The organism is Mycobacterium sp. M26, assembly GCF_001494595.1.
Classification (GTDB): Bacteria; Actinomycetota; Actinomycetes; order Mycobacteriales; family Mycobacteriaceae; genus Mycobacterium.
The window spans coordinates 1,589,720-1,616,082 of the sequence record NZ_LN929907.1 but is presented as its reverse complement, the minus strand read 5'-3'; the positions used below and the strand labels follow the sequence as shown (position 1 = coordinate 1,616,082).

The following is a 26,363-nucleotide window of genomic DNA, read 5'->3' as shown; positions in this document are numbered from 1 at the left end:
GCGAGGGCCGCCCGGAATCGAGGACGCGATCGGTACGGCACGGAAACCGAGCCTACGCGGAGCCGGACCCTATCCCCCCTGCCCGCCGGGCCCTATCCCCCGGTCGCTTCGCTCCTGCCCGCCGGGCCCTACCCCCCGGTCGCTTCGCTCCTGCCCGCCGGGAGGGCCTTCGGACCCTAATCGCCCGAACCCTCTTCCCCTATCGGCTGTGATCGCCCACACTACTAACCTGACACCCGTCAAGTTTTGTGCACAGTGATCGAGGAGACCCCGTATGACCACCCGGATCATGGATCCCGCAGCCCGCGTCCTGGCCGATCCGCAGGCCTACACCGACGACAGGCGGTTCTATGAGGCCATGGCTCACCTGCGGGCGCACGCCCCGGTGTCCTGGGTCGATGTCGAGGGCTATCGGCCGTTCTGGGCGGTCACCAAGCACTCCGACATCATGGACATCGAGCGGCAGAACGACCTGTTCACCAACTTCCCCCGCCCGCTGCTGGCCATCACCGAGGCCGACGACAAGCTGCTGGCCGACCTGCAGGCGGGCACCGGGCTGCGCACGCTGATCCACATGGACGATCCGCACCACCGTGACGTGCGCAAGGTCGGCGCCGACTGGTTCCGGCCGAAGGTCCTCAAGGCGCTCAAGGCGCGCTGCGACGAGCTGGCCAAGATCTGGGTCGACAAGATGGCCGAGAAGGGGCCGGAACTCGACTTCATGACCGAGATCGCGGTGAACTACCCGCTCTACATCATCCTGACCATGCTGGGCCTGCCGGACTCGGACTTCCCCCGGATGCTCAAGCTCACCCAGGAGATGTTCGGCGGCAACGACGAAGAGTTCCAGCGCGGTGGCGATGTCGAGGACATGCTCGCGGTGCTGATGGACTTCTTCAACTATTTCTCGGCGCTGACCGCCTCGCGGCGGGAGAACCCGACCGACGACCTGGCCTCGGCGATCGCCAACGCGAAGATCAACGGCGAGCCACTGTCGGATATGGACACGCTGTCCTACTACGTGATCGTGGCCAGCGCCGGGCACGACACCACCAGCGCCGGTATCGCCGGCGGGATGCGTGCACTGCTGGAACATCCGGACCAGTTGGCCCGGCTGCAGAACGACATGTCGCTGATGGGCACCGCGGTCGAGGAGATGATCCGCTGGGTCGTTCCCGTGAAGGAGTTCATGCGGACCGCCCAGGAGGACACCGAGGTTCGCGGGGTGAAGATCGCCAAGGGCGAAGCGGTCTATCTGGCCTACACCTCGGCCAACCGCGACGAAGAAGTCTTCGACAACCCCGAGACCTTCGACGTCGGGCGAGATCCGAACAAGCATCTGTCGTTCGGCTACGGCGTGCACTTCTGCCTGGGAGCGTCGCTGGCCCGGATGGAGATGAACAGCTTCTTCACCGAGCTGATCCCGCGGATCAAATCCATTGAGCTGGCCGGTGAGCCGGAGCTGATGGCCACCACCTTCGTCGGCGGCCTCAAGCACCTTCCGATTCGGGTGGAACTGAGCTGACCTCGGCCGCGGGTTTGCGGTGGACGGCCAGAAAACCGTCCACCGCCTTGCGGGCGCACTCGCGATAGTCGAAGTCGGTCAGGGTGCTGATCCGGCCGGCCACCAGCGGACCGATCAGCAGCATGATTGCTTGCGCGCGGTCGACGTCACCGAGTTCGGCGACGGCCTCGGGGCTGTCGAAGATCGCTTCGAACGGCGCACCGTACTGCTGGGCGATGCGCTCCCGCAGGGTCCGGATCTCCGGGCTGTCGCCATCGGCGCTGCCGGGCATCCGCTCCATATCCGGTCCCAGCGCCAACCAGTAGCTGGCGGTCAACAGCACCGGGGTGTTGGCGATGAGCTCGGCCTGCGCCTGCACCAGGGCCACCAGCCGGTCGCGCAGTGTGCCGCCGTCCTGGGGCATCGGTGCGGGCGGGATGAGGCTGTTGAAAGCGGCTGCCAGCAGGTCATTGCCGCTGGGAAAGTGCCGGTAGAGCGTGGCGCGGGCGACGTTGGCACCGCGCGTGACGGCATCGACGGTGACAGCGTTGGGACCCCCGGTGCGCAGCAGTGCGGTCGCCGCGTCGAGCAACCGGGCACGGGAGCGTGCCGGTCGCGGGTCGCTGCGTTGGCCCGCCATGATGCATTCCTTCCCGGGCAATCCCCACCCTGATCCAGCCCGACAAGGGTACCGAGTGCCGTGCGGCGCGGTATGACCCGTGGCCGTCGTCTCGGCCAGCACGCCGCCGGCACCCGCCACTACACTTCTGCTGGTGCGGCTGCTGTTCGTCAATCCCAACACCACGGCCACGATGACTGCCGCGATCGCCGAGGCCGCCCGCGCGGCAGCACACCCGGGTACCGACATCCGGGCCGTCAACCCACCCGACGGGCCGGCCAGCATCGAGAACGACGATGACGAGCGCCGTTGTGTACCAGGTCTTCTCGCCGAAATCGCCGCTGCCGCTGCCGGTCCTGACGACGCCCGCCCGGATGCCTATGTGATCGCCTGCTTCGGCGATCCGGGTCTGGTGGCGGCACGCGCCGCGGTGCGCGCCCCGGTGCTGGGGATCGCGCAAGCCGCGATGCACGCGGCCGCCCTGCTGTCCGGCGGGTTCTCGGTGGTGACGTCCATGTCGGCGACGGTGCCACGAGCGTGGGAACTGGCGCAAAGCTATACGGCGGGGTCCTGCCTGGGTGTCCACGCCTGCGACATCCCGGTGCTTCAGATCGATTCGGATCCCGGCAGTTTCGTCCCGATCGCCGAGCTCTGTGAGCAAGCGCTGCGCGCCGACGGCAGCACGGCGGTGGTCCTGGGCTGCGCGGCGATGGCCCGTTTCGCCCATCCGCTGCGGGAGCGCCTCGGCGTGCCGGTGATCGATGGCGTCGAAGCGGCGACACGACTGGCCGAGGCACTGGTCCCGCTGTCGGCCTGAGTCAGCGGACGAACTCCGCCGCGCGGTGCCCGATCATCGCGATGGTCGCGTGCGGGCCGCGACTGGGGACGCGCGGCAGGATCGACCCGTCCACCACCCACAGTCCGTCGACACCACGCACCCGGCAGCGCGGATCCACGACGGCATACTCGTCACCGTCGACTCCCATCGGGGCGGTACCGCAGAGATGCTGCGACGTCGACCACATCGGCTCACCGAGTTCGGTTGCCGTACTGGCGATCTCGGCAGCGACCTGGTGACCGCGCCGTAGTTTGGCGACATCAGCGGGGTCGCTGTCGTAACGATGCTCGATCAGCAGGGGCTGGACGGGGTCGGCTGACACCAGGCTGACCGTGCCGTGCGACCGCGGTCGCATCAGTGCGACGCCCAGATGCGGCCAGTCCGGCTTCCCGGCTGTCCCGTCGCCGACCATGGAGATGAAACCACCGGTGTAGGGCCTGATTTCGACGTCGCCGTCGATCAGCAGCACTTCCAGCACCGGACGTCCGGCGGCCACTGTCCATGTCGTGGGGATCACCCATTCCGGGTGATCCCAGGTGCGCAGGCCCACCGGAAGATCGGCGAGCACGGGGATACCCGCGGTACGCAGCGACGCAGCGGGACCGATCCCGGAGAGCATCAGCAGGTGCGCTGATTCGATGGCACCGGCCGACAGGACCACCCGGTCGGCCGACAGGCTGACCCGACCGTCGGGGCTGAGGGCATCCACCCCGGTCACCCTGGTCCCGGACATCCGCAGACGCAACACGGTGTGGCGGGTCAGGACATCGAGGTTGGGCCGGTCCAGAGCCGGCTCCAGGAACGCCGCACCGGGCCCGGTCCGGACACCGCCGACGATGTTCAGCGGGACGGCACCGATTCCGGGCGGCGTGTTCTCACCGACAGGTTCGGCATTGAGATCGGGCAGCCAGCGATACCCGGCATCCTGGGCCGCGTGCACGAACATTGCTGTACTACCGACGAATTCACCGGTGCGCGCGATCCGGATAGGACCCCCGTCGTGCCGTTCGGGAAAATCGAGGTCAGTCTCGATGGCCCGATAGTGTTCGCTGACCTGTGCCCAGGACCAGCCGGGTAGCGCGGGGCCGTCGAAGTCAGCGGGCAGTGCGCGGCAGAAGTACCCGCCGTTCACCGCCCCTGAGCCGCCGACGGTACTGCCCCGGACGATATCGGCGGTGCGGACCGGGTCCTCGGCGGTCGAAGTCAGCGGGCAGTGCGCGGCAGAAGTACCCGCCGTTCACCGCCCCTGAGCCGCCGACGGTACTGCCCCGGACGATATCGGCGGTGCGGACCGGGTCCTCGGTCAGGGTGGTCCGATACCGGCGGGCCAGCGGGCTGGCCGCACCGATCGGCAGCTGCAACCCGTTGGCGGTCAGATCCCGGACACCGCGCTCAGCCGGGCCGTAGCCGGCCTCCAGCACCGTGACGTGACAGGCCGAATCGGCCGAGAGCCGTTCGGCGAGGACGGATCCGGCGCTACCCGCGCCGACGATGAGGACGTCGCTGTGCGTGATGTCGGCAACCCGGCCCGTCGGTTAGGTCTTGATCTGTGGCTTCAGCGGCCGCAGAGTCCGCTCCCGAACCACGCCCGTCCACAGACCGGCACCGTAGGCGAGGTCATCGAGCCGCTTGAGCAACAGGTAGGCGACCAGGCCGACCGGCTTTCCCTCACCATCACCACCGCGGTTGCGGGCAAACCAGTCGAGCACCCCGTCGAGGACGGCAGCCACCAGCACCGCCTGCCGGCAGCGCCGTGAGATCAGTGCCGCCGCCAGCGCCAGCGGCCAGTAGTGCCGACAGGTTGCCGCGGCCAGCTGTCGGGCCGCGGCGCCGATCCCGCGCAGGGTCAGGACGACCACATCCCGGATCCCGGCGTCGGTGTTCTGCATCGTCCTGGCCATCCGCCGGGTAGTGACACCGGCGAACACCAGTGAGGCCAGATAACCCGACGCCGAGCCCAGCGCCATCAACAACCACACCAGCAGACTCCACGCGGACACCACGACGGGGGCGGTCTTGTCCGGGTGGCGGATGGACAGCGGCGCTGCGGAACTTCCATAGAAGGCCTTGCGGGCCAGCCAATCTCGGATGTGGGTGCGGTGCTCATGGGCCACCAGGGCGATGGGCTCATAGCGCAGTCTGGAGCCCGACTCGACCAGCCGCCAGCACAGGTCGACATCCTCCCCGGAGGGCAACGTCTCATCGAAGCCGCCGAGTTCGAGCAAGGCAAGACGGCGGCAGATGATCGCGGCACTGGGGACATAGGACACCGGGCCGTAGGGCACCACCGGCGCTTCGCGCTCCCCCAGATCGAGCGACGACCGGACCGCCTCGTAGCGGGCGACCAGTTCATCACTGTGTCCCAGTCCGACGATCCGCGGCGCCACCAGTGCGACAGCGGGGTCGCAGAAGTGACCCAGCAGTGCCTCCAGCCAACCCCGGTGCGGCACCACGTCAGAGTCCAGGAAGGCCACAAAATCCGTTGAGCACAAGGATAGTCCGGTATTGCGTGCCGCGGCAGGGCCCTTGCTGCGGTCATGCCGCACCACCTCGACCTCACAGCGGGCGGCCTCGAGATCGGCGGCGTTCACCGGGGTTTGCGAGCCGTCGTCGACGACGATGACGCGCATCGCCCGCAGCGACATCACCAGCCGATACAAGCCGAAAGCGTTGTCACGCACCGGAATCACCACGGTCACATCACGATGCGAGGGCCCACCTGCGGGCCGTGGATGTGCCACGGTGGCGTCCAGCAGCGTCCGGGCCAATTGCGCACTGACTGCATCGCGAACCTCGAGGCGGCCGCCGTCGAGCAGCGTCTGCGCGGCCGGGGCCAGCCGGAGCAGCCGGGTGGGCGATCCGCCCAGCAGTGCCGAGCCCGAGGCGAGCGTACGGACCCGTCGATCGACCTGGACGGCAAACCCGTCGGGTAGCCGGGGCTGACTCATGAGAGCATCCCGTCGGCGGCCGGGGCCCAGCGCTCAACGCGCCGGCGACAGTCGGCGGCCATCTGCGCGAAGATCCGCGCGCCGTCGATTGCCGTCGCCGTCGTCGGGTCACCCAACACGCCCACCTCGCTCACCGCGGCCACTCCCCCGTTCCGCATCTGGGGCAACAGGGTAGCCAGCGGCTCCCCGTTGCCGCGACACCACGCCTCGGTCCGGACGTCGGCGGGTGAAAGATTGAGCATCACAGAGGTTTCCGTGTGCCCGGCGTGGGCGTCGCCACCCTCGGCTACACACGGACTCCAGGCGGCATCGCGGCCCTCCCGGCGCAGCAGTGCGACTGCGGTGCGCATTGCCTCCACATTGCCGCCGTGGCCGTTGACGAAGACGATCCGGTCAGCCCAGTGGCAGGCCGACCGGCCGTACTCGACCAGGACGGCGGTCAGCACCTCGGTGCCGATCGACACCGTGCCGGGAAACCCTTCGTGCTCGCCGGAGGCTCCGTAGGCGATCGCGGGGGCCAGCAGATACCGGCCGGACTCGGACGCCTGGCCGAGCTCGTCGGTGACCGCACGGGCCACAGCGGTCGCGATCCGGGTGTCGGTATCCAGCGGAAGGTGCGGGCCGTGCTGTTCGGTCGACCCGACCGGAATCAAGATCGTTGGCGACGTGCCGCGGAGTTGCCCCGATGTCGAGCTCCCCAACTCGCTCCGCAACGCCACGCGCCGATGGTAGGCCGAATTCACCTGGTATGCGCCAATTGTTCGCCAGAGATAGGGATTTCTTTCGCTTTCGGACCCGTCAATGCCCCCGCAGGGTTCACCGCCGTCCCGTGCGTCACGCCAGCACCACCGGGCCCGATGCCCGCCGAGTCAGTCCGACGACGGCGGGACACCCAGCGCACGGGTGAACCCGGGGGGCATCAGGACGTCCTCGGCGGTCAGATCGTGCACCGAGGCCTTGCCCAGGCCGCGCAGAACCGAGTCGATGCCACCGGACAGGATGTCCAGAACGTTCTCGACGCCGGCCTGGCCGTTGGCTCCCAGACCCCACAGGTAGGCCCGGCCGATCATCACCGCGCGTGCACCCAGGGCCAGCGCCTTGACCACGTCACTGCCCCGGCGGATGCCGCCGTCGAGCAGGACCTCGATCTGATCGCCCACCGCCTCGGCGACCGCGGGCAGCGCCCGGATGGCCGCCGGGGTGCCGTCGATGTTGTTGCCGCCGTGGTTGGAGACCGAGATCGCCGAAACACCGGCGTCCACAGCACGTTTGGCGTCATCGACGCGAATCACACCCTTGAGCATGAACGGCCCGCCCCAGTACTCGCGCAGCCAGGCGATGTCCTCCCAGGTGGGAGGAGGGGTGCCCATCCACTGCCCGTAGGCCTCGAAGAACGGCGGGCCGGCCTCGCCACGGGCGGACTGGTTCGGCACGCTCAGTGCCGGCGGGCGCAGGGTCTTGGCCCACTCCAGGAACCACCGGGGACGTGTCAGCGCCTCCGGGGACATCTTGATCATCGTCTTCAGATCCATCTTCTCGGGGATCTTCGGGCTGCCCCAGTCCCGGCCGTGCGAGAAGCTCCAGTCGGTGGTGACGATCAGACCGACCGCCCCGGCCGCCCTGGCCCGGTCCGCGCGCGCCGCGATGGCGTCGCGGTCGCCGAGCCAGTAGATCTGGAAGAACGTCTTCGGGTTGGCCGCGACCACTTCCTCGATGGGCTTGCTGGCGAACGAGGACAGCCCCATCGCGGTTCCGCGGGCCGCCGCCGCACGGGCCACGGCCACCTCACCGTCGGGGTGCACCGCCTGCACGCCGGTCGGCGAGATCAGCACGGGGAGTGAAATGTCCTGTCCCATCACCGTTGTCGCCATATCGCGCTTCTCCAGCGCGCCGATGACGTGCGGGGCGAAGCCGAGCTCACCGAACGCCTCCACATTGTCGGAGACGGTCAGGCCCTTCTCGCTGCCGGCCAGCAGCGCGGAGTATGCCGACTTCGGCAGGCGCTTCTTGGCGCGCTGCTGCGCAATCGCGACCGTTTCGAACCAGGTGTCACGTGCCATGTCTAGATCGGACTTTCGTTGCAGGGTTTGGCCGGGGGCCGGGTGGAAAGGGTCAACATGATCGGCTTGCCGCGGGAGTGGTCGGCGCTGGGCCGCGGCTTGTCGCGCTCACCGGCCAGCGCCGGGGCGCCATAGCCCTCGACGCATTCGGGATCCGGACCGTCCAGCGGCAGGCCGGTGAAGAACTTGGCCGCCATGCAGCCACCACGGCAGCTGTCGTAGTGACCACAGCTGCCGCAGGCGCCGGCCGACTGCGGCTCACGCAGCTCGCGGAACAGCGGCGCGTTCTTCCAGACGTTGTCGAATCCACTGTCACGGACGATGTTTCCGGCCAGGAATCGATCGTGGATCGCGAACGGGCAGGCATAGACGTCGCCGACCGGATCGATCAGGCACACCACCCGCCCCGCGCCGCACATGTTCAGGCCGGCCAGCGCGCCGGGCGCACCGAGGCCCGACAGGTGGAAGAACGAGTCGCCGGTGAGCACCCCGTCGCCCTTGGCGACCAGCCAGTTGTAGAGCTGGACCTGTTGGTCGGCGGTGGGGTGCAGCTCGTCCCACACGTCGGCGCCGCGACCCGAGGGACGCAGCCGGGTGATCCGCAAGGTGGCGCCGTAGCGGTCGGCCAGTGCCTTGAAGTCGTCGAGCTGGTCGACGTTGTGGCGGGTGACCACCACCGAGATCTTGGCGTCCTTGAAGCCCGCCGCGGCGAGGTTCTCCAGGGCGCGCACCGCCATGTCGAACGAGCCGTCGCCGCGCACGGCGTCGTTGACCTCAGCGGTCGCGCCATCCAGGGAGATCTGGACGTCGACGTAATCGCTGGCGGCGAGCTGGGCGGCCACCTCGGGGGTGATCCGCACGCCGTTGGTGGAGAACTTCACCCCGACGTGATGCGCGGTGGCGTAGTCGACGAGCTCCCAGAAGTCCGGTCGCACAGTAGGTTCGCCGCCGCCGATGTTGACGTAGAACACCTGCATGCGTTCGAGCTCATCGATGATGGCTTTGCACTGTTCAGTCGACAGCTCGCGGGGATCACGCTTACCCGAGGAGGACAGGCAGTGCACGCAGGCCAGGTTGCAGGCGTAAGTCAGTTCCCAGGTGAGGCAGATCGGCGCGTCCAGACCGCGCTCGAACTGCTCGATCAGCCGGGGTACAGGTGCCACCGAGGTCATTGGGATTCCTTGCAGATCAACATGTTCGAGGACACGAGGACGCCGAGGGCGTGGAGGTAGGGCGCTTCGTCGGCGGCTTCGACACCGGCGGCACGCAGTGCGCTGCGGACGTCCGGGTGGTCGGGCAGCGACTCGATGACAGCCAGGATGGTGCGGTTCTTGAGGAACGACAGCTTCCGGGTGCCGAAGTGGTAGAGCAGTGCGCCGAACGGTTCGGGTCGCACCGCCACCTGCGGGTGCAGACGCCAGCTGCGGGCCGGGTCGAAGCTCGACCCGGCCACAGCCGGATCGCCCACGGCGTGGGCGGGCACGGTCAGTAGACCCCGCACATCCCGTCGATCGAGACCTCTTCGACGAGCGTCTCGGTCACCAGCTCGGTGTCAACCTCGGTGTTCTGGCTCGGCTCCATGAAAACCACCCTTTCTCTGCCCTGGGTTCTCGACAATTGTGATCGAGATCGCAAGAATATGGCATCGAGTGCCGAAAAGAAAGGGGTGGGTCGATGGCGGGTGATTCGGCGGGTGCGCCGGGGGCCCGGGTCGGCCGGCGGCGCTCGACCACCCAGGACCACATCACCGATGTCGCGCTGGACCTGTTCGCCACCTACGGCTTCGGCGAGGTCAGCGTCGACGACGTCGCCCAGGCCTCCGGAATCGCACGGCGCACATTGTTCCGCTACTACTCGTCGAAGAACGCCATCCCCTGGGGTGACTTCGACTCCCACCTGCAGCACTTCCGCGATCTACTCGACGGGGCTGCCGCCGAACTGCCGATCGCCGGCGCGCTGCGCTCAGCGCTGCTGGCGTTCAACACGTTTGACCCGTCCGAGACGCAGCGGCACCGGCAGCGGATGCGGGTGATCCTGCAGACCCCGGAGCTGCAGGCCTACTCGATGACCATGTACGCAGGCTGGCGCGGCGTGGTCGCGGCGTTCGTTGCCGGCCGGACCGGAACCTCTCCCGGCGATCTGGTGCCGCAGTCGATCGCGTGGCTGATGCTCGGGGTGGCGCTGTCGGCCTACGAGTACTGGCTGGCCGACTCCTCGGTGGCGCTGCCGCAGGCGCTCGGTGACGCGTTCGACGCCGTCGCCCACGGCCTGGACGGACTGGACGCCGGAAAATAGTTCCGCCGGACCCGTCGGAGTTCGGCCCCGCGCGACGACGATAGGGGTGTGAGCGCCGAATCCGACCCCACCGATGCCCCGCATCGGCTGCTGGCGTTGTACGACCACGCGCTGCCCGTGGTGTACGGCTACTTCGTGCGCCGCTGCCCGGACCGGGCCACCGCGGAGGATCTGACCTCCGAAACGTTCCTGGCCGCCATGGACGCCGCGCGCCGACCCGAACCACCGCCCATCGCCGTGCCGTGGCTGTTGGGTGTGGCCCGGCACAAGCTCGCCGACCACTACCGGCGCCGCGCCACCCGCGAGACGGTCACCGTTGCCGACGTCCCCGACGCCGAAGCCACCGACAGCTGGGATGCCGAACTGGACCGGATCGTGGCCGAGAGCGTGCTGGCCCGGCTGCCCGACACCCACCGGACCGTGTTGGCGCTGCGCTACATGGACGACTGTTCGGTACCGGAGTGCGCCCAGTTGATCGGCCGCACCGTCCATGCCACCGAAGCGCTACTCGTGCGGGCCCGCCGGGCCTTCAGAAACCTCTACCCGGAAGGAGGCGTCCGATGACCGATCCCTTATCCGTCTTGAACGCCGAAGATCCTCCGGTGCAGCCGAATCCGGAGTTCGCCGCCCGGCTGCGGCAGCGGCTGGAGTCGGCACTGTCCCTGCCCCCCGGAACACAAGGAGTCGAGATGAGCGGAACCACGACCGCACTGGCGGAGCTGACCGATGACGCGCCCGCCACCGTCGAGCGGCCCCGCCCCGCGGCGTTGCCGTACCTGACGGTCGGCGATGCCCGTGCCGCCATCGCCTGGTACCGCGACGCCCTGGGCGCCGAACTGCTCGGCGATCCGATCCTCATGGACGACGGCCGCATCGGCCACGCCGAGCTGGCACTCGGCGACGGCGTGCTCTACCTGGCCGACGAATTCGCTGACATGGGCCTGCGCGCCCCGGCGCCGGGCTGGACGTCGGTCAGCCTGATGGTGCACGTTCCCGATACCGATGTGGCACTGAACCGTGCCCGCCGCCAGGGCGCCACCGTCGAACGTGAGCCGTATCAGGCGCACGGGTCACGTGCTGCGACCATCCGGGATCCGTTCGGTCACCGGTGGATGATCAGCGGGCCGCTGGCCGAGCTGATCGGTCCCGGTGACATCGGATATCTCAGTGTGCAGACCCCGGACGTGCAGCGGGCGCGGGCGTTCTACGGCCAGGTGCTGGGATGGACGTTCGATGCGGACGACACTGTCACCAATACCGTTGAGCGCATTGGCCTTTCACGCGGTACGAGCACCCTGGTGTGCTGCTACGCAGTCACCGACCTGGCGGCAGCCCAGAGCGCGATCACCGGTACCGGGGGCCGGGTGGAGGGGGCGCGCCGCTTCGATACCGGCGACGGCATCGACGCCACCGACCCGGCGGGCATGCCATTCGCGGTGTACGTCCCCGACGCTGCCCAGCGCCGGCCGGCGCTCAACGGCGCGGGCCCCGGGGAACTGTCCTACGTCACCTACGAAGTCGGCGACTCGGCGGTGTTCCGTGATTTCTTCGCCGGGGTGTTCGGGTGGACGTTCGAGCCCGGCCGGGTCGCCGACGGCTGGCAGATCGACCAGACCCGGCCGATGGCCGGTGTGGCGGGCGGGGCCGCGCGGCAGTCGGTGGTGCCGATGTGGACGGTGGCCGACATCGAGGCGGCTGCGGCACGAGTCCGCCAGGCCGGCGGCACCGTGCTCACCGACCCGGCGCAGCAGTCCTACGGGGTGATGGCCGAGTGCATCGACGACCAGGGTGGCCGGTTCTACCTCGGGCAGTTCTAGCGAGGGTGAATCGTCGGCGTCGAGTGTGCGTCAGGTGCGGGATTTCAGCGAGAATCCCGCCCTGGCTGCACACTCGACGTCGTGGTCAGCCCAGCACGTCGGCAATCGGTGCCCCCGAGGCGATCTTGGCGCGGCTCTTCATGACCTTGCCCGGCATTCCGCCGCCGACCACTCCAGCCACCACGCCGTCGCGCTCGTAGTAGGCCAGGAACTTGCGGCCGTCGTCCTCGACAATGTGCACGGTGTCGGTGGCCTCCGGCTCGCCCAGGCACTGGATCTTCACGTCGTACTGGTCGCTCCAGAAGTAGGGCACGACGATGACCTCTGGTGCCTCCTTGCCCAGGATGGCAGGCACCACCGCACGGGCCTGCTCGGCGACGTTGCTCCAATGTTCCACCCGCGCTTGGTGTCCGGTGGCGTCGCGCCACGACGCAACGTCACCCAGTGCCCACACGCCTGCGGCACTGGTGCGGCCCGCCTCGTCGCACACCACGCCGTTGTCCACCTCGATGCCGCTGCCGTCGAGCCAGTCGGTGGCGGGCCGTGACCCGATACCGACGACCACCAGGTCGGCGGGCAGCTCACTGCCGTCACTGAGCACGACGGTGCTGACATGCCCGCCCTCGCCACGCACCTCGGCGACTCCCAGTCCGGTACGCACGTCGACACCCTCGGCGCGATGCAGCCGGGTGACCAGGTTGCCCACCTGCTCGCCGAGCACCGAGGCCAGCGGTGCCGGCTGCGGCTCCACGAGAACCACGTCCACACCCAGCTTGCGGAGGCTCGCCGCGACCTCGCAGCCGATGAAGCCCGCGCCGATGATGACCGCCTTGCGCGCCGAGGCCGCATGCGCGCGCAGCGCCAGCGCCTCGTCGATCGAGCGCAGCACCCGGATGCCCTCCAGGTCGGGGAAGGACGGGATGCGCTTGGGCACCAGGCCCGTCGCAATCACCAGCTCGTCGTAATCCAGCACCGAGCCGTCAGCCAGGGTGAGGGTCTTGGCCGCGGTGTCGAGCGACCGGGCGGCGCTGCCGAGCCGCAGCGTGATGTTGTTGTCCTGGTAGAACGAGGCGGGCTTGAGCGCCACATCGTCGAGGTCGGCATGCAGCACGTCCTTGGACAGCGGCGGCCGGTCGTAGGGCAGGTGCACCTCGTCACTGACGATGGTGATCGGGCCGGTGTACTCGGACTTGCGCAACTGTTCGGCGGTCCGGGCGGCGGCCAGTCCGCCGCCGACGATGACAATGCCATTCTCGCTACTGCTCACGTGCTGTTCTTACATGATCAGCGCCCGAAAGTGTCAGCCAGCCCGCCCTTGCCGACCGACCGGTTAGCCGGTCATGACGGGGAACGGTCGATCAGGTTCGACAACACCACGATGCTCTCGCTGCGCTCGATGTCCGCACTCGAGCGGATCCGTTCCAGCGCCGCCTCCAGGTGCCGCATGTCCCGGGCGAGCACGTGCAGAATCGCATCCGAGGTGCCGGTGACGGTGGCTGCGCTGATCACTTCAGGAATATCAATCCAGGCCTGCCGCAACTGATCTGGCGCGATGGTGCCGTGGCAGAACACCTGGACGTAGGCCTCGGTGTTCCACCCGAGCGCACTGCGGTCGATCACGGTGGTGAAGCCCCGAATGACTCCGTTGTCGAGCATCCGGTCCACCCGCCGCTTGACGGCCGGTGCGGACAGATTCACCCGCGCACCGATCTCGGCGAACGTCGCCCGGGCATGCTCACCGAGTTCGGCCAGGATGCGTTCGTCGGTGTCGTCCAGACGGTCCATTCGGCCACTCCCCGTAGTTTGCGCAACAAATCACCGCTATCCTAGCTCTGACGCAAGAAAGTCGCGGTGTACGCGCAATGAGAATCGATTGATTGCGCCAAATGCCGCCCATATCGTTGATTCATGACGATATCCCCCGATGTCGCCGCCGCCACCCTGGCGCCGCGCACTCAACGCCTCTGCCACTACGTCATGACCAGGCCGACGTACTTCACCGTCGAGTACGCCATCAATCCGTGGATGGACACCACCATCCCCGTCGACGTGCAGCGCGCCGTCGACCAGTGGGAGACCCTGCGCAGCACCTACCTCGACCTGGGTCACTCGGTGGATCTGGTCGATCCCGTGCCCGGCCTGCCGGACATGGTCTATGCCGCCAACGCCGGACTGATCGTCAACGGCGCCGCTATCGTCGCGCGGTTCAAGCACGCCGAACGCGACGGCGAATCCGCCGCCTACGCCCACTGGATGGATCAGCGGGGACACTCCCCCGTCCATGCCCGGCACACCAACGAAGGCCAGGGCGATCTGCTCGTCGTCGGCTCGATGATCCTGGCCGGCACCGGTTTCCGCACCGATCCGCAGGCACATGCCGAGGTGGCCGAGCTCACCGGCATGCCGGTGATCACCCTGGAACTCGTCGACCCGCGCTTCTACCACCTCGACACCGCACTGACGGTCCTCGACGACACCACCATCGCCTACTACCCGCCGGCGTTCAGCGACGCCGCCCGAGCTCAGCTGCAGCAGCTGTTCCCGCACGCCATCGAGGTCTCCAGCACCGACGCCTACGTGCTGGGCCTCAATGCGGTGTCAGATGGCAAGCACGTGGTCCATCCCGCGCAGGCCACCGGTTTCGCCGAGCAGCTGTACAAGGCCGGGTTCCATCCCATCGGCATCGACCTCTCCGAGCTGCTCAAGGGCGGCGGTTCGGTCAAATGCTGCACACTGGAGGTGTTTTCGTGACCATGGCCGATACCGTCGCACTGCCGTCGGCGACCGCAGCCGCTATCGCCATCGACGACGCCTACGCCGCGCACAACTACTCCCCGCTGCCGGTGGTGGCGGCCAGTGCCCGCGGCGCCTGGATCACCGACGTCGAGGGCCGCCAGTATCTGGACTGCCTGGCCGCGTACTCCGCGGTCAACTTCGGCCACCACAACGAGGAGATCATCGCCACCGCGCACCGCCAGCTCGACGCGGTGACCCTGGTCAGCCGGGCGTTCCACTCCGACCGGCTCGGCCCGTTCTGCGCCGCACTGGCCGAACTGTGCGGCAAGGACATGGTCCTGCCGATGAACAGCGGCGCTGAAGCCGTCGAGAGCGGCATCAAGGTGGCCCGCAAGTGGGGCGCCGACGTGAAGGGCGTTCCCGAAGGTATGGCCAATATCGTGGTGGCCGACAACAACTTTCACGGTCGCACCATCAGCATCGTCAGCTTCTCCTCCGACGAGAGCGCGCGCGGCGGATTCGGGCCGTTCACACCGGGATTCCGCTCAGCACCGTTCGGCGACGCCGACGCGGTGGCCGCGGCCATCGACGAGCACACCGTCGCGGTCCTGGTCGAGCCGATCCAGGGTGAAGCCGGCATCATCGTCCCGCCCGATGACTACCTGCCCCGGCTTCGTGCGCTGTGCACCGACACCAATGTGTTGTTGATCGCCGACGAGATCCAGTCCGGGCTGGCCCGCACCGGTCACACCTTCGCCTGCGACCACTGGGGTGTGGTGCCCGACATCTACCTGCTCGGCAAGGCACTCGGCGGCGGGGTGGTCCCGCTGTCGGCGGTCGTCGCCGACCGCGACGTACTCGGTGTCCTCAACCCCGGCGAACACGGTTCCACCTTTGGCGGCAACCCGTTGGCCGCCGCTATCGGCACGACCGTGGTGGGGATTCTGCAGCGCGGCGAATTCCAGTCGCGTTCGGCCGAACTGGGCCTGCATCTGCATGCGCGGCTGCGCTCACTGATCGGACAGGGAGTGCTGGCGGTGCGCGGCATGGGCCTGTGGGCCGGTGTGGACATCGACGCTCGCCTGGGTACCGGAAAGCAGCTCAGCATCGCTCTGGCCAAGCGGGGCGTGCTGGTCAAGGACACCCACGGCTCGACCCTGCGGTTCGCCCCACCCTTGGTGATCACCGCCGAGGAGATCGATTGGGCTGTTGATCAGTTCGCGAGCGCTTTGAGCGAGGCGGGCTCATAATCGGCTAAATCGGCCGCGACTCAGGAGGCGCCCATGACGGCCCCGTCGATCTCCCTCACCGAGCAGATGCTGCGCCGGCGGCCCGTCATCGGGGCGCCTGTCGCCCACGGCGCCTCCGACCACCTGAAGCGGACCATCGGTACGTTCCAGCTGACGATGTTCGGCGTCGGCGCCACCGTGGGCACGGGCATCTTCTTCGTGCTCTCGGTCGCGGTGCCCAGCGCCGGGCCCGCGGTGGTGGTCTCGTTCATCGTCGCCGGTATCGCCGCTGGCCTGGCGGCGATCTGTTACGCCGAACTTGCTTCGGCGGTACCGGTTTCCGGCTCCACCTACTCCTACGCCTACACCACCCTGGGCGAATTCGTCGCCATGGGTGTGGCCGCATGCCTGTTGCTGGAGTACGGGGTGTCGATCGCAGCAGTCGCCGTCGGATGGAGCGGCTACCTGAACAAGCTGATGGACAACCTGTTCGGGGTTCAGATTCCCCACGTTCTGACCGCTGCGCCATGGGATTCCGATCCGGGTTGGATCAACCTGCCCGCCATCGTGCTGATCGTCATGTGCGCACTGCTGCTCATCCGGGGCGCCAGCGAGTCCGCGACGGTGAACACCATCATGGTCGTCATCAAACTGGGTGTGCTGGCCCTGTTCGCGATCATCGCCTTCACCGCCTTCCAGGCCGACCGGTTCGCCGACTTCGCGCCCTTCGGCGTCGCGGGCATCGGCTCGGCAGCGGGCACGATCTTCTTCTCCTACATCGGCCTGGACGCGGTCTCCACGGCCGGCGACGAGGTCAAGGATCCGCAGCGCACGATGCCCAAGGCGATCATCGCAGCCCTGGTGGTGGTCACCAGCGTCTACGTCCTGGTCACGATCGCCGCCCTGGGCACCCAGCCCTGGCAGGAGTTCGAGAACCAGGAGGAGGCCGGTCTCGCCACGATTCTGGACAACGTCACCGGAAGCACCTGGGCCAGTACGGTTCTGGCCGCCGGGGCGGTCATCTCGATCTTCTCGGTGACCCTGGTGGTGATGTACGGCCAGACCCGCATCCTGTTCGCGATGGGCCGCGACGGTCTGCTGCCCGCCCGGTTCGCCAGAGTGAACCCGAAAACCATGACACCGGTGGGCAATACAGTCATCGTCGCCGTGGTGGTGTCGATCCTGGCCGGCTTCGTGCCGCTGGACAAACTGGCCGACATGGTGTCGATCGGCACCCTGGTGGCGTTCATGATCGTCTCGCTCGGCGTCATCATCCTGCGGGTCCGCGAGCCCGACCTGCCCCGCGGATTCAAGGTGCCCGGCTATCCGGTGACACCGGTACTGTCGATCCTGGCCTGCGGGTACATCCTCTACAGCCTGCACTGGTACACCTGGATCGCCTTCAGCGCCTGGGTGGCTGTCGCCCTGGTCTACTACCTGCTGTGGAGCCGGCATCACAGCGCGCTGAACGACGGCGGTGACGGCGTGATCGCCAGTGCAGCACCCGGCGTGGACGACGTCGAGGTGGTCAACCCGCCCCGGGACGAGTCGTGACGGTCGTCGTCGGCTACCTGGCCGGGAAGAGTGGCACCGCCCCACTGAACCTGGCGGTGGGTGCGGCGCGGACCCTGCGCACGTCGCTGACGGTGGCGACCATCGTCCCCAAACCGTGGACGACGCCGTCGCCGGCCCGGATCGACGCCGAATATGCCTCGTGGGCAGGACAACTCGGCGCCGACTCCGCCAAGGAGGCCCAGCGCTATCTCGAGACGGTCGCGGACGGGATGGACGTGACCTACCACAGTCATGCCCACCGCTCGGTGTCCGGCGGGCTGATCGAGGTGGTCGAAGAACTCAGTGCTGAGGCGCTGGTGCTGGGGTCATCATCCAACGGCCAGTTCGGGCAGGTGGTCGTCGGTTCGACCGCCGACCGGTTGCTGCACTCCTCACCGGTTCCGCTGGCAATCGCACCGCGCGGCTACCGTGCCGCCCGCGGCGGGGTGCTGACCCGCATCACCTGCGGCTACCCCGGCACTCCCGAGTCCGTTCAGGTAGTCAAGCGCATCGCCGATCTGGCCGCCCGCCTGGAGGTTCCGTTGCGGGTGATCACCTTCGCCGTGCGCGGGCGCACCATGTATCCGCCGGAAGTCGGCCTGCACGCCGAGGATTCAATCCTCGCGGCGTGGGAGGACAGCGCCCGTGAGATGCTCGCCAAGCTGCGTACCGACGGCGTGGTCGGTTCGGACGCGGTGCTTCAGGTGGTCAGCGGCAACGGCTGGGATCAGGCGCTGGACGCCGCCGAGTGGCAGGACGGCGACATCCTCGCGCTGGGCACCTCGCCGCGCGGCGATATCGCCCGGGTGTTCCTCGGCTCGCGCGGCACAAAGATCATGCGGCACAGCCCCGTTCCGGTACTGGTACTTCCGGGCTAGTACTTCATCACGCCGCGGTCGACGCGGATCTGCGACCCCGACAGCGTCGAGGAGCCATCACCGGCCAGCCACACCACCACGTCGGCCACCTCGTCGACCGACATGAAATCGGACCGCTTGCCGGTGGCACCCTGTCCGACCGGCAGATACGGCATCGGCGCGAACGCGTTCAGATAGCTCGGATGTGCCCCGAAAACCTTGAGCATGGCGTCGTTTTCGGTCATCGGCGTGGCCACCGAGTACGGGTGGATGGAGTTCACCCGGATCCCGTACTCGCCGGCTTCCAGGGCAAGGGAGTTCGTCAGGGCCGTCAGACCATGCTTGGACGCGGCGTAGTGGCTGTTGCCCGGGGTGGCCTTCACGCCGGCCGAGGAACTGACCACGATGATCGATCCGCCGTTGCCCGCCTCGATCATCGCCGGGACCACGGCGCGCAACGTGCGCCAGGTGCCGGTGAGGTTGGTGTCGATCACCGAGTTCCACTGCTCGTCGGTGAGTTCCCACAGCCGGCCCCACGACAGGATGCCGGCGTTGGCGACCAGGATGTCGAGCCGGCCGAACTGCTCGACGCCGTCGGCCACCAGTTGACGCAGGGCTGCGTCGTCGCGGACGTCGACCTCTCGGGCCAGCACCTTGCGGCCCTCGGCTTCCACCAGCCGGACCGTCTCGGCGAGGTCCTCCGAGGTGGTCCCCGGGTAGGGAACGGTGTCGGAAACCGGCCCGCAGATGTCGGAGACGATGACGTCGGCGCCTTCGCGGGCCAGCCGCACCGCATGCGCGCGGCCCTGGCCGCGCGCGGCACCCGTCACGAATGCCACTCGTCCTTCGAGGGTGCCCGTCGCTGCTGCCATCAGAGGTCCTTTCCCTACGCCCACGTCAGGCTAGCAAGACAACTGAAACGTGTTCTAGATGGTCCTGCTCCTGGCTACGGTTGCCACCATGACGACGAACCGAAAGATCCTGTGCGGGGTGTACGCGCTGATCGCGCTGGTGGCCCTGATCGCGACCTGGATTCAGAACGCGGCCTACTTCGGCGAAGGCGCCGGGTTCTTGAAGAACTTCCTGGCGGACCTGACGGTCACCGCCGCAGCCCGTTCGATCACCGCCGATATCGTGCTGTTCTTCCTGGCCGCGGTGTTTTTCATGGTGTACGAGGCACGCCGGGTCGGGGTGCCCTACGTCTGGGCCTACATCGTGGGCGGCATGCTCATCGCGATCAGCGTGACCTTCCCGCTGTTCCTGATCGCCCGGGAACGCGCCCTTGCCGGCGCCGACCAGTCCGGCCCGAAGCGCCTCGACCTGATCCTGTTGGGCGCCTTTGCAGTGCTGGCTGTCGTTCAGGTGGTCGCGATCTCGACGACCTGAACCGGGCCGGGACCGCTGATTCAGTAGTCGATGGGATCCCGGATGATGGGGCAGGTCATACAGTGGCCGCCGCCGCGGCCGCGCCCCAGTTCGGCGCCCACGATCGTGATGACCTCGATACCGGCTTTGCGCAGCAGCGAATTCGTATGGGTATTGCGGTCGTAGGCGAACACCACACCCGGTGAGACAGCCACCAGGTTGTTGCCACTGTCCCACTGCTGACGCTCGGAGTCGTAGGCCGAGCCGCCGGTCTCGACCACCCGCAGTTCGGGCAGCCCGAGCGAGTCCGCCACCACTTCGACGAACGGCTTGGTCGCCTGGATGACCTCCAGGCCCGGTGCGGTATCGCTGGGTTCCAAGATGAAGGTCTGAATGCTGTCGACGATGTCAGGGTAGATCGTCACCACATCGCGGTCGGCGAAGGTGAACACCGTGTCCAGGTGCATCGCGGCGCGCAGCTTCGGCATTCCCGCGACGATGACCTTGTCTGCCCCGCCCTCGGCGAACAAGGTCGCCGCCACCTGGGTGATGGCCTGCCGTGACGTGCGCTCGCTCATCCCGATCAGCACCACGCCGTTGCCTGGGACCAGCACGTCGCCACCCTCGATAGTGGCCATTTTCCAGGTCTTTTCAGGATCACCCCACCACACCTTGGAGCCGACGAAGTCGGGATGGAACTCGTAGATCGCTTTCATCAGCAGCGTCTCGTCGTGCCGGGCCGGCCAGAACAACGGATTGAGCGTCACGCCGCCGTAGATCCAGCAGGTGGTGTCGCGGGTGTAGAGCGTGTTCGGCAACGGCGGCAACAGGTATTCGGTGACACCGGTGGCCTCACCGGCCAGTGCGCGAAAGCCCGCGCCGAGATCGGTAGGCAGATCCCGGGTGGACATCCCGCCGATCAGAAACGCCGCGAGCTGCCGAGGCTCCAAAGACTCCAGATGCGAGCGGGTTTCGGCGACCAGCCCGAGCCCGACCTCGTTCGGCACGATGACCCGGTCAAGCAGCCACCCCCTTGCGGCCAGATTGCTCATCGTCTCGGCGAGGACATCGTGCAGTTCGATGACCTCGACACCGCGGTCGCGCATCTTGGAGACGAAGTCGTAGTGATCGCGACGCGCGTTCTGCACCCACAGCACGTCGTCGAATAGCAGGTCGTCACAGTTGGACGGGGTGAGGCGCTCGTGAGCCAAGCCCGGTGAGCACACCAGGACCTTGTGCAGCTGGCCCACCTCGGAGTGCACACCGTAGGCGGCGGACGGAGTGGTCATCGCGACAGTTCCCTTCGTCTAGAGCTGCATCGCACCGGTGGCCAGCGAGGTGATTCCCGCGATGGCACCTACCACGATGATGGCGAACAGCACCGCCTCGGCGGGGCGGAAGACCCGAAGTCCCCGTTCCCGCCGGGCGATGACGTAGAGGATCGCCCCCGGTGCGTACAGGATGCACGACAGGAGCAGATGGCTGAGCCCGGCGGCATAGACCAGGAAAACGGTGTAGACGGTGGCCAGGCCGGCGACCACCATGTCGCCGGTGCGCGACCCGCCGTTCTCGTAGGTCTCCCGTGTGATCGTCAGCTTCAGCGCGTACCCGGCGGCCAGCAGATACGGGATGAGCGACAGCGCTGCGGTGAGATCGAGCATGAAGTTCAGCGCATCGTTGGTGAACAGCAGCAGGATCAGTAGCAGCTGTACCAGGCAGCCGGCCATCACCAGGGCCGAGATCGGCGCGCCGTGGGAATTGGTGCGCGCCAGGAACTTCGGCATGTCGTCGGTCTTGGCCGGGATGTAGAGGACCTCGGCAGCCATCAGGGTCCAGGCCAGATAGGCGCCCAGCACCGAGACGATCACCCCGACCCGGATGAACACCGAACCCCAATGCCCGACAATGGATTCCAGAACCGAGGCCATCGAAGGCTGATCCACTCTGGCCAGCTCGTCCTGAGGAAGCACACCGTAGGACACCAGCGTCACCAGCATGAAAACGGACAGGACACTGACGAATCCGATCACCGTGGCGCGCCCGACGTCCTCCCGCTTGCGTGCGAACCGGGAGTACACACTGGCACCCTCGATACCGAGGAAGACGAAGACGGTGATCAGCATGGTGCCCTTGGCCTGCTCGAACACCGAACTCCACGAATAGGTTCCGTCACCGCCCCAGAAATTGTCGGCGAACACCCCACCCTTGAAGGCGACCAGCGCGACGAGGATGAAGACGACGATCGGAACGATCTTGGCCACCGTGGCGATCCGGTTGATCACCGCCGCTTCCTTCACCCCGCGCAGGATCAGGAAGCAGAACAGCCACACCCCGGCCGACGCGCAGATGACGGCGGGCAGGGTGTCACCGGCGCCCAACGCCGGGAACAGCGCACTGGTGGTCGCCATGATGAGCACCCAGTACGACGTGTTGCCCGCGCACGCCGACGCCCAGAACCCGAACGCGGAGTTGAAGCCGACGTAGTCACCGAAGCCCGCTTTGGCGTAGGCGAAGATACCGGCGTCGAGATCCGGTTTGCGGGTGGCCAGTCGTTGGAAGACGAAGGCCAGCATCAGCATTCCGGTACCGGCGATCGCCCAGGCGATCAGGGCTCCGAGCACCCCGGTCTCGGCGCCGAAGCGGCGGGGAAGCAGAAAGACTCCCGAGCCGATCATCGACCCGACCACCATGGCGGTCAGGGTGGGGAGGCTGACCTTGTCGTCCTGCGCCGTCTGTGACTCCGTCGTCGCCATGGCCACTCCTTTGCCGCACCGCCGCGCGGGGGAAACCCGCGCCGCAGGCCGCAATGCTAACGGTGCCGCAACGGGCGCATGGGATTTCGGCAGAGGCCGTCAGAGTTGGCCGCGTGAGGTATCAATCCGACAGCAGATTGCCCGTTCTGCTCTCCAGCGGAGTCTCGCCGGCGATCTTGCCGATCACCCGTCCGGGCCAGGCATAAGGCTGGCTATGTCGGGCGAAGAGCCGGCCATCGGTCTCGGCCAGCAGCTCCGTCTCCTCGCCCAGCGGATCGATCACGGTGGCGACAAGTTCACCCGTGCGGACCTGATCGCCCAGCCGTCGGTGATAGGCGACCAGCCCCGTGACCGGCGAGCGGACTTGCGCCATCGCCGTCAACGGTGTTGCCCGGCAGGACAGCGCCGGTTGTTCGCCCGGCCCGTCGACGAAGCCACGTCCGGCCAGCATCCGTAACAGAGCCGAGGCTTGGTCGGCAGCGCGTTGCGGATCGACGTCGTCATTGGAGCCCAGCTCGAGCGTGGCACCCAGGCAGGCCGGCGGAATAGGCACATCGGGATACTGCGCGGCCAGCGCCCACCAGGGGCTGGAGCAGGACTCGTCGAACGGGCGACCGCCCGACTCCTCGGCGAGCAGCACCGCTCGCGCGTCGATCGCTGCGGCGATGTCTTCGGCCGCAGGCCACAGCGCAGGGCCGACATACATGTGCGGCTCGGCCTCGTTGTCGGCGTGCAGATCGAGCACGAGGTCGGCGGCGTGGGCGAGTGTCAGCAATGTGTGGCGCAGATGCGCCAGCGCCCCGTCCGGCTGAATCTCCGCGAGCCGCGCGGACATTGCGGCCCGGATGGTGCGGACATTCGACTCCGCATCCGGTCCCAGCGACAGGCTTCCGAGGTCGGAGAGATCGGCATAGTTCCGATTGAAGTTCTCCCCCGTGCCGCTCTCGAGCCGGCCGGACAGAAAGCTGGTTTCGGTCTGCGCCAAGCCGATCGGGTTTGCCTGCGGTACCAGCAGGATTTCACCATGGACCCCACCGCGCGCCTCCGCCTCTTCCAGATACCCGGCCAGAGTGCGCAAGACCAACATGCCGGGAAACTCGTCGGCGTGGAGTCCGGCCTGCAGATACGCCGTGCGGCCCGTGCCGGCCGCACCGAAACGCAGCACGGTCAGGCGATGAGGCGAGCCCGGCAGATCGTAGTTCTGACGTATCACCATTGCACCTCGCCTGTTCTCACTCCGTCTGCGGAGCGTCGCCGGCCGGCAGTTCGAAGATCTCCGTCTCGTAATACGCCGCGCAGGCGCTATGCAGGCGCGCTTTGAGCTTGCCTTCGGCCGCCAGCGCCCCGGTGATCAAGCGACTGCTGGGGGGAAGGTCGCGCAGTTCGATCCCCTGCGCGTCGAGGAATGCCGTCACACCGGCCTCGCCCAGTTCCGGAAGCTCCGCGGCCGCCTCGATGACAGCGAGCGGCGAGGTGTAGCGCGGCCCGGCAGCGGCGATGGCAGGAGCATACGTCGCTGCTGCGTCCGCATCAGAGAGCAGCGTGATCAAGGTGTTTCCGTCGAAATACATGGCCATTCGTCCTATCGGTCTCATCCGTTGCGATCACGAATGCTTTCAATGTCGAGATCCCCGGTGCCATCCTCATGCGATTGATAGCGCAAGGAAACATACGCTTCCTGTGTAGCACCAGGTTCGGTCGCCGGGCCGGCATTGCCGATGCAGTCCTCGATCAGTTCGGCCACCAGCGTGTCGAGTGCGAGGGCCGAAACCGGGGCAGGCGCCACTCGGGTGACGGTGCCGGCCGCCATATCGATGACATCCCCCGGGCCGGCAAAGCACAGCTTGATGCCGGTCGCGACGAAATCGTCCCCGGCAAGCTCGGTCTTGAGCGGATCGATCTCGACCAGAACCGCACCGCGCGCACCGATCGCAGTGAGTTTGCCGCTGCTGCAGTTGGCGATGACGCCACTGTCTTCCAGAAGACCGAGTCCGAAGCGGGCGCCTTCCTCGGCGCAGGCAACGGCAAGCCGGCCCAGACGACGCGCGGACGCCAGCTTCTGGTCGACGATGGCGCCGCCGAAAAAGCCCAACCCCTCCTGGATCACCAATCCTCGCCGTCCCATATCGGCCGCAACGCCGAAGCGCAGCGCTTCGTAGGACGTGCCGCCGCCGATCATGTAGCCGGACAGCGCCGACGCCGCGCCGCTGACCCCGACGATCATCGCGCCGGCCGCTTGCGCCCGCGCGATGGCCGTCAGCAGCGGGGTGACCTCGCCTCGGTAGAGCAAGGATTCAACCAGCCTGATCTGGTTGCCGCCGGTCATCACGATGGTGCGCAGGGCGGCGATCTGTTCGACCAGCGCCTCGTCCCGCATCAGGCGATCGACGTTGTCGATGGTGATCCGCAGATCGGTGGCCTCGATGCCCTGGCCGCGCAGCGCGGAGACATAATCCTGCACCGCTGCACGGGGCTCGGCGGAAGCGGCGGCAAGCACACCCACCGGCCCTGCGCACCGGGACGCCAGTTCCGCCAGGAGCGGGCTGCCGGGTTCGAGCGGCGCCGAACCCAGCATCATCACGCGCGCCTTCTTTCCCGGCTTCATCCCGTAGTCGCGGGACAGCGCCGCCCGCCGGTTCTCGGCCAGCTGCGCGGCGTTGAGCTGGCGGGTCTGCATGCTGGCCCGAAAATCGACGGCGGTCATGCGGAAGTCACGCCCGGCCCCGGGAATGTAGGCGGCCGCCTGACCGCCTGCCCGGGAGATTTCGACGCTGGTGGCGCACCCCGCCTTGGGCTCGATCGCCCGGGCGCGATCCGACGGGTAGGAGTCGGGGTCCCCCAGCACCAACCGTGCCATGAGGTCGTAGAGCGTGTAGGCGCCGAAGACATTGCGCAGCGAGCGCGCCGGCGCCCGGTAGGTGATGTCGCGCCGCTTCACCGGCCGTTTGCCCGGACCGGGGATGACCTCGCCCGTTTCCAGATGGATGGTGTCGCCGTTGTCGGCATAGCTGAAGCCGATGTTCTCGATCAGCCCGCGGCGGCGACCGGCCTTCACGTCGTCCAGATCGAGCACGAAGACGCCGTACTCGCCGACGACTCGGCCGATGGTGCCCTCGACGAACAACGCCGTGTTCTCATCGATCCCGAAGCCGCGTTTGGCACCCGAAGCCAGCATGCCGACAGCCAGCCGGCCGAACCGGCCCCGCTTGATGAAGTGCTGATCGACCATGCCCCACGGAAAGAAGCCGAGGCCGGGCGCCAGCAGCATTCCGGCGCGGTCCGGATCGTCGACCACCCCGTAGGTGGCGGCTTCCAGCGAGGTGCCGCCGGAAATCATCACGTCGGACATGACGGCGGCACCGGCGCTCGAACCCGCGGTCAACCCACCGCGATGTTGCACTGCGCGGATCGCTGTCAGCGCCCGGCTCTCCTGGCCGCCGGGCGCCAGCGCTCCGGTGATCAGCGCCTGGTCGCCGCCGGTGAAGTAGACGCTGCCGTACTCCTCGATGAGATCGGCGATCGCCTGGTCCTGCGCGGCCGCGACCGCCCCGGCGCCGTGCACCCCGGCGAGAACGGCATCGAACCCGTGGGCGCGAAACACCTCGACGGTCTCCGGTCCGACCTCCTCGGGCACCGACGACGCCGTCGCGAAAACGACGATGCGCCCGCCGGCGAGACGTCGCATCTCGTCGTAGACAGCGGCGTTGTCGTCCTCCAGACGGCCGCCGATGACTGCAAGTCTCGGTGTGGCGATCCCACCGATGAGCGATTGAGCCTCTGCCATGTCT

General features: G+C 67.7%; 25 protein-coding genes and 1 pseudogene. 10 read left to right on the top strand and 16 right to left on the bottom strand.

The features are described 5' to 3' along the window. Nucleotides 1-274 precede the first annotated feature (274 nt). On the top strand, nt 275-1,525 hold the full coding sequence (locus BN3385_RS07645) for a cytochrome P450 (RefSeq protein WP_059015952.1): 1,251 nt from the start codon (nt 275-277) through the stop codon (nt 1,523-1,525). On the opposite strand, the gene BN3385_RS07640 is transcribed toward BN3385_RS07645, so the two are convergent. Next, complete coding sequence (locus tag BN3385_RS07640) at nt 1,491-2,144, bottom strand: TetR/AcrR family transcriptional regulator (protein WP_059015951.1); 654 nt, start codon at nt 2,142-2,144, stop codon at nt 1,491-1,493. The two genes, BN3385_RS07645 and BN3385_RS07640, sit on opposite strands and share 35 nt — an antisense overlap. A 79-nt stretch (nt 2,145-2,223) precedes the next feature. On the opposite strand from BN3385_RS07640, the gene BN3385_RS07635 reads away from it, so the two are divergent. Continuing rightward, nucleotides 2,224-2,940 (top strand): aspartate/glutamate racemase family protein, encoded by a 717-nt coding sequence (locus BN3385_RS07635; RefSeq protein WP_231748660.1) that lies wholly within the window; start codon nt 2,224-2,226, stop codon nt 2,938-2,940. A 1-nt stretch (nt 2,941) separates the two neighbouring features. On the opposite strand, the pseudogene mftG reads toward BN3385_RS07635, so the two are convergent. From mftG to mftA, 7 genes and pseudogenes are all read right to left on the bottom strand, one after another. Beyond that, nucleotides 2,942-4,475: pseudogene (mftG, locus tag BN3385_RS07630) on the bottom strand (mycofactocin dehydrogenase MftG). 21 nt (nt 4,476-4,496) lie between these two features. Then, complete coding sequence (gene mftF, locus BN3385_RS07620) at nt 4,497-5,909, bottom strand: mycofactocin biosynthesis glycosyltransferase MftF (protein WP_059015949.1); 1,413 nt, start codon at nt 5,907-5,909, stop codon at nt 4,497-4,499. Then, nucleotides 5,906-6,652: a mycofactocin biosynthesis peptidyl-dipeptidase MftE gene (gene mftE / locus BN3385_RS07615; RefSeq protein WP_059015948.1), complete on the bottom strand. Its 747-nt coding sequence runs from the start codon at nt 6,650-6,652 to the stop codon at nt 5,906-5,908. Before mftE ends, mftF begins: the two co-directional genes overlap by 4 nt. A 126-nt stretch (nt 6,653-6,778) precedes the next feature. Continuing rightward, on the bottom strand, nt 6,779-7,969 hold the full coding sequence (gene mftD, locus BN3385_RS07610; protein WP_059015947.1) for a pre-mycofactocin synthase MftD: 1,191 nt from the start codon (nt 7,967-7,969) through the stop codon (nt 6,779-6,781). 2 nt (nt 7,970-7,971) lie between these two features. Beyond that, complete coding sequence (gene mftC, locus BN3385_RS07605; protein WP_059015946.1) at nt 7,972-9,141, bottom strand: mycofactocin radical SAM maturase; 1,170 nt, start codon at nt 9,139-9,141, stop codon at nt 7,972-7,974. Further along, nucleotides 9,138-9,470, bottom strand: coding sequence for a mycofactocin biosynthesis chaperone MftB (gene mftB / locus BN3385_RS07600; protein ID WP_059015945.1), 333 nt, complete (start codon nt 9,468-9,470; stop codon nt 9,138-9,140). Before mftB ends, mftC begins: the two co-directional genes overlap by 4 nt. Beyond that, the gene (gene mftA, locus BN3385_RS07595; protein ID WP_156432632.1) at nt 9,455-9,550 is read right to left on the bottom strand and encodes a mycofactocin precursor MftA; all 96 of its coding nucleotides are present in this window, start codon (nt 9,548-9,550) and stop codon (nt 9,455-9,457) included. The genes mftB and mftA overlap by 16 nt, the downstream gene beginning before the upstream one ends. A gap of 93 nt (nt 9,551-9,643) precedes the next feature. Between mftA and mftR the strand changes: the two genes are divergently transcribed. Genes mftR through BN3385_RS07580 form a run of 3 tightly spaced genes read left to right on the top strand, consistent with a single transcriptional unit; the run spans nt 9,644 to nt 12,081 of the window. Beyond that, on the top strand, nt 9,644-10,264 hold the full coding sequence (gene mftR / locus BN3385_RS07590; protein WP_059015944.1) for a mycofactocin system transcriptional regulator MftR: 621 nt from the start codon (nt 9,644-9,646) through the stop codon (nt 10,262-10,264). 48 nt (nt 10,265-10,312) lie between these two features. After that, complete coding sequence (locus BN3385_RS07585) at nt 10,313-10,828, top strand: RNA polymerase sigma factor (protein WP_059015943.1); 516 nt, start codon at nt 10,313-10,315, stop codon at nt 10,826-10,828. Continuing rightward, nucleotides 10,825-12,081 carry a VOC family protein gene (locus tag BN3385_RS07580; protein ID WP_059015942.1) on the top strand — a complete coding sequence of 419 codons (1,257 nt, stop codon included), beginning with the start codon at nt 10,825-10,827 and terminating at the stop codon, nt 12,079-12,081. The genes BN3385_RS07585 and BN3385_RS07580 overlap by 4 nt, the downstream gene beginning before the upstream one ends. Before the next feature lie 85 nt (nt 12,082-12,166). Here the strand turns inward: BN3385_RS07580 and BN3385_RS07575 are convergent, their stop codons facing one another. Together BN3385_RS07575 and BN3385_RS07570 are read right to left on the bottom strand one after the other, a co-directional pair. Further along, complete coding sequence (locus BN3385_RS07575; RefSeq protein WP_059015941.1) at nt 12,167-13,348, bottom strand: NAD(P)/FAD-dependent oxidoreductase; 1,182 nt, start codon at nt 13,346-13,348, stop codon at nt 12,167-12,169. Between the two features lie 71 nt (nt 13,349-13,419). Continuing rightward, the gene (locus BN3385_RS07570) at nt 13,420-13,866 is read right to left on the bottom strand and encodes an Rv2324 family transcriptional regulator (RefSeq protein ID WP_059015940.1); all 447 of its coding nucleotides are present in this window, start codon (nt 13,864-13,866) and stop codon (nt 13,420-13,422) included. A gap of 123 nt (nt 13,867-13,989) precedes the next feature. On the opposite strand from BN3385_RS07570, the gene ddaH reads away from it, so the two are divergent. From ddaH to BN3385_RS07550, 4 genes are read left to right on the top strand one after another with little or no spacing between them, the layout of a single operon-like run. After that, the gene (gene ddaH, locus BN3385_RS07565; protein ID WP_059015939.1) at nt 13,990-14,832 is read left to right on the top strand and encodes a dimethylargininase; all 843 of its coding nucleotides are present in this window, start codon (nt 13,990-13,992) and stop codon (nt 14,830-14,832) included. Nucleotides 14,833-14,834: 2 nt separating this feature from the next. Beyond that, a complete protein-coding gene (rocD, locus tag BN3385_RS07560) occupies nt 14,835-16,067 on the top strand; it encodes an ornithine--oxo-acid transaminase (RefSeq protein WP_231748703.1) in 1,233 nt (410 codons plus the stop codon). 33 nt (nt 16,068-16,100) lie between these two features. Continuing rightward, on the top strand, nt 16,101-17,600 hold the full coding sequence (locus tag BN3385_RS07555; protein ID WP_059015937.1) for an amino acid permease: 1,500 nt from the start codon (nt 16,101-16,103) through the stop codon (nt 17,598-17,600). Further along, entirely contained in the window at nt 17,597-18,478 is an 882-nt protein-coding gene (locus tag BN3385_RS07550; RefSeq protein ID WP_059015936.1) for a universal stress protein, read from the top strand. The genes BN3385_RS07555 and BN3385_RS07550 overlap by 4 nt, the downstream gene beginning before the upstream one ends. On the opposite strand, the gene BN3385_RS07545 is transcribed toward BN3385_RS07550, so the two are convergent. Beyond that, nucleotides 18,475-19,329: a mycofactocin-coupled SDR family oxidoreductase gene (locus tag BN3385_RS07545; protein ID WP_059015935.1), complete on the bottom strand. Its 855-nt coding sequence runs from the start codon at nt 19,327-19,329 to the stop codon at nt 18,475-18,477. The two genes, BN3385_RS07550 and BN3385_RS07545, sit on opposite strands and share 4 nt — an antisense overlap. Before the next feature lie 88 nt (nt 19,330-19,417). Between BN3385_RS07545 and BN3385_RS07540 the strand changes: the two genes are divergently transcribed. Next, nucleotides 19,418-19,843: a DUF2834 domain-containing protein gene (locus BN3385_RS07540; RefSeq protein WP_082690394.1), complete on the top strand. Its 426-nt coding sequence runs from the start codon at nt 19,418-19,420 to the stop codon at nt 19,841-19,843. A gap of 20 nt (nt 19,844-19,863) precedes the next feature. Here BN3385_RS07540 and BN3385_RS07535 read toward each other — a convergent pair whose 3' ends face one another. From BN3385_RS07535 to BN3385_RS07515, 5 genes are all read right to left on the bottom strand, one after another. Further along, complete coding sequence (locus tag BN3385_RS07535; protein WP_059015933.1) at nt 19,864-21,111, bottom strand: arginine deiminase; 1,248 nt, start codon at nt 21,109-21,111, stop codon at nt 19,864-19,866. Between the two features lie 18 nt (nt 21,112-21,129). Then, complete coding sequence (locus BN3385_RS07530) at nt 21,130-22,575, bottom strand: basic amino acid/polyamine antiporter (protein ID WP_059015932.1); 1,446 nt, start codon at nt 22,573-22,575, stop codon at nt 21,130-21,132. Between the two features lie 121 nt (nt 22,576-22,696). Further along, on the bottom strand, nt 22,697-23,788 hold the full coding sequence (locus BN3385_RS07525) for a succinylglutamate desuccinylase/aspartoacylase family protein (RefSeq protein ID WP_059016485.1): 1,092 nt from the start codon (nt 23,786-23,788) through the stop codon (nt 22,697-22,699). 19 nt (nt 23,789-23,807) lie between these two features. After that, nucleotides 23,808-24,152 (bottom strand): hypothetical protein, encoded by a 345-nt coding sequence (locus tag BN3385_RS07520; RefSeq protein ID WP_231748657.1) that lies wholly within the window; start codon nt 24,150-24,152, stop codon nt 23,808-23,810. A 14-nt stretch (nt 24,153-24,166) separates the two neighbouring features. Further along, complete coding sequence (locus BN3385_RS07515; RefSeq protein ID WP_059015931.1) at nt 24,167-26,359, bottom strand: cyanophycinase; 2,193 nt, start codon at nt 26,357-26,359, stop codon at nt 24,167-24,169. Between the last annotated feature and the right edge of the window lie 4 nt (nt 26,360-26,363).

Bases quoted from the DNA above. Each gene is read 5' to 3' on its own strand.
- BN3385_RS07645 (WP_059015952.1), top strand. From the start codon at position 275: ATGACCACCCGGATCATGGATCCCGCAGCCCGCGTCCTGGCCGATCCG.
- BN3385_RS07640 (WP_059015951.1), bottom strand. From the start codon at position 2,144: ATGGCGGGCCAACGCAGCGACCCGCGACCGGCACGCTCCCGTGCCCGG.
- mftF (WP_059015949.1), bottom strand. From the start codon at position 5,909: ATGAGTCAGCCCCGGCTACCCGACGGGTTTGCCGTCCAGGTCGATCGA.
- mftD (WP_059015947.1), bottom strand. From the start codon at position 7,969: ATGGCACGTGACACCTGGTTCGAAACGGTCGCGATTGCGCAGCAGCGC.
- mftC (WP_059015946.1), bottom strand. From the start codon at position 9,141: ATGACCTCGGTGGCACCTGTACCCCGGCTGATCGAGCAGTTCGAGCGC.
- mftA (WP_156432632.1), bottom strand. From the start codon at position 9,550: ATGGAGCCGAGCCAGAACACCGAGGTTGACACCGAGCTGGTGACCGAG.
- mftR (WP_059015944.1), top strand. From the start codon at position 9,644: ATGGCGGGTGATTCGGCGGGTGCGCCGGGGGCCCGGGTCGGCCGGCGG.
- BN3385_RS07580 (WP_059015942.1), top strand. From the start codon at position 10,825: ATGACCGATCCCTTATCCGTCTTGAACGCCGAAGATCCTCCGGTGCAG.
- BN3385_RS07570 (WP_059015940.1), bottom strand. From the start codon at position 13,866: ATGGACCGTCTGGACGACACCGACGAACGCATCCTGGCCGAACTCGGT.
- ddaH (WP_059015939.1), top strand. From the start codon at position 13,990: ATGACGATATCCCCCGATGTCGCCGCCGCCACCCTGGCGCCGCGCACT.
- rocD (WP_231748703.1), top strand. From the start codon at position 14,835: ATGGCCGATACCGTCGCACTGCCGTCGGCGACCGCAGCCGCTATCGCC.
- BN3385_RS07555 (WP_059015937.1), top strand. From the start codon at position 16,101: ATGACGGCCCCGTCGATCTCCCTCACCGAGCAGATGCTGCGCCGGCGG.
- BN3385_RS07545 (WP_059015935.1), bottom strand. From the start codon at position 19,329: ATGGCAGCAGCGACGGGCACCCTCGAAGGACGAGTGGCATTCGTGACG.
- BN3385_RS07540 (WP_082690394.1), top strand. From the start codon at position 19,418: ATGACGACGAACCGAAAGATCCTGTGCGGGGTGTACGCGCTGATCGCG.
- BN3385_RS07535 (WP_059015933.1), bottom strand. From the start codon at position 21,111: ATGACCACTCCGTCCGCCGCCTACGGTGTGCACTCCGAGGTGGGCCAG.
- BN3385_RS07530 (WP_059015932.1), bottom strand. From the start codon at position 22,575: ATGGCGACGACGGAGTCACAGACGGCGCAGGACGACAAGGTCAGCCTC.
- BN3385_RS07520 (WP_231748657.1), bottom strand. From the start codon at position 24,152: ATGGCCATGTATTTCGACGGAAACACCTTGATCACGCTGCTCTCTGAT.
- BN3385_RS07515 (WP_059015931.1), bottom strand. From the start codon at position 26,359: ATGGCAGAGGCTCAATCGCTCATCGGTGGGATCGCCACACCGAGACTT.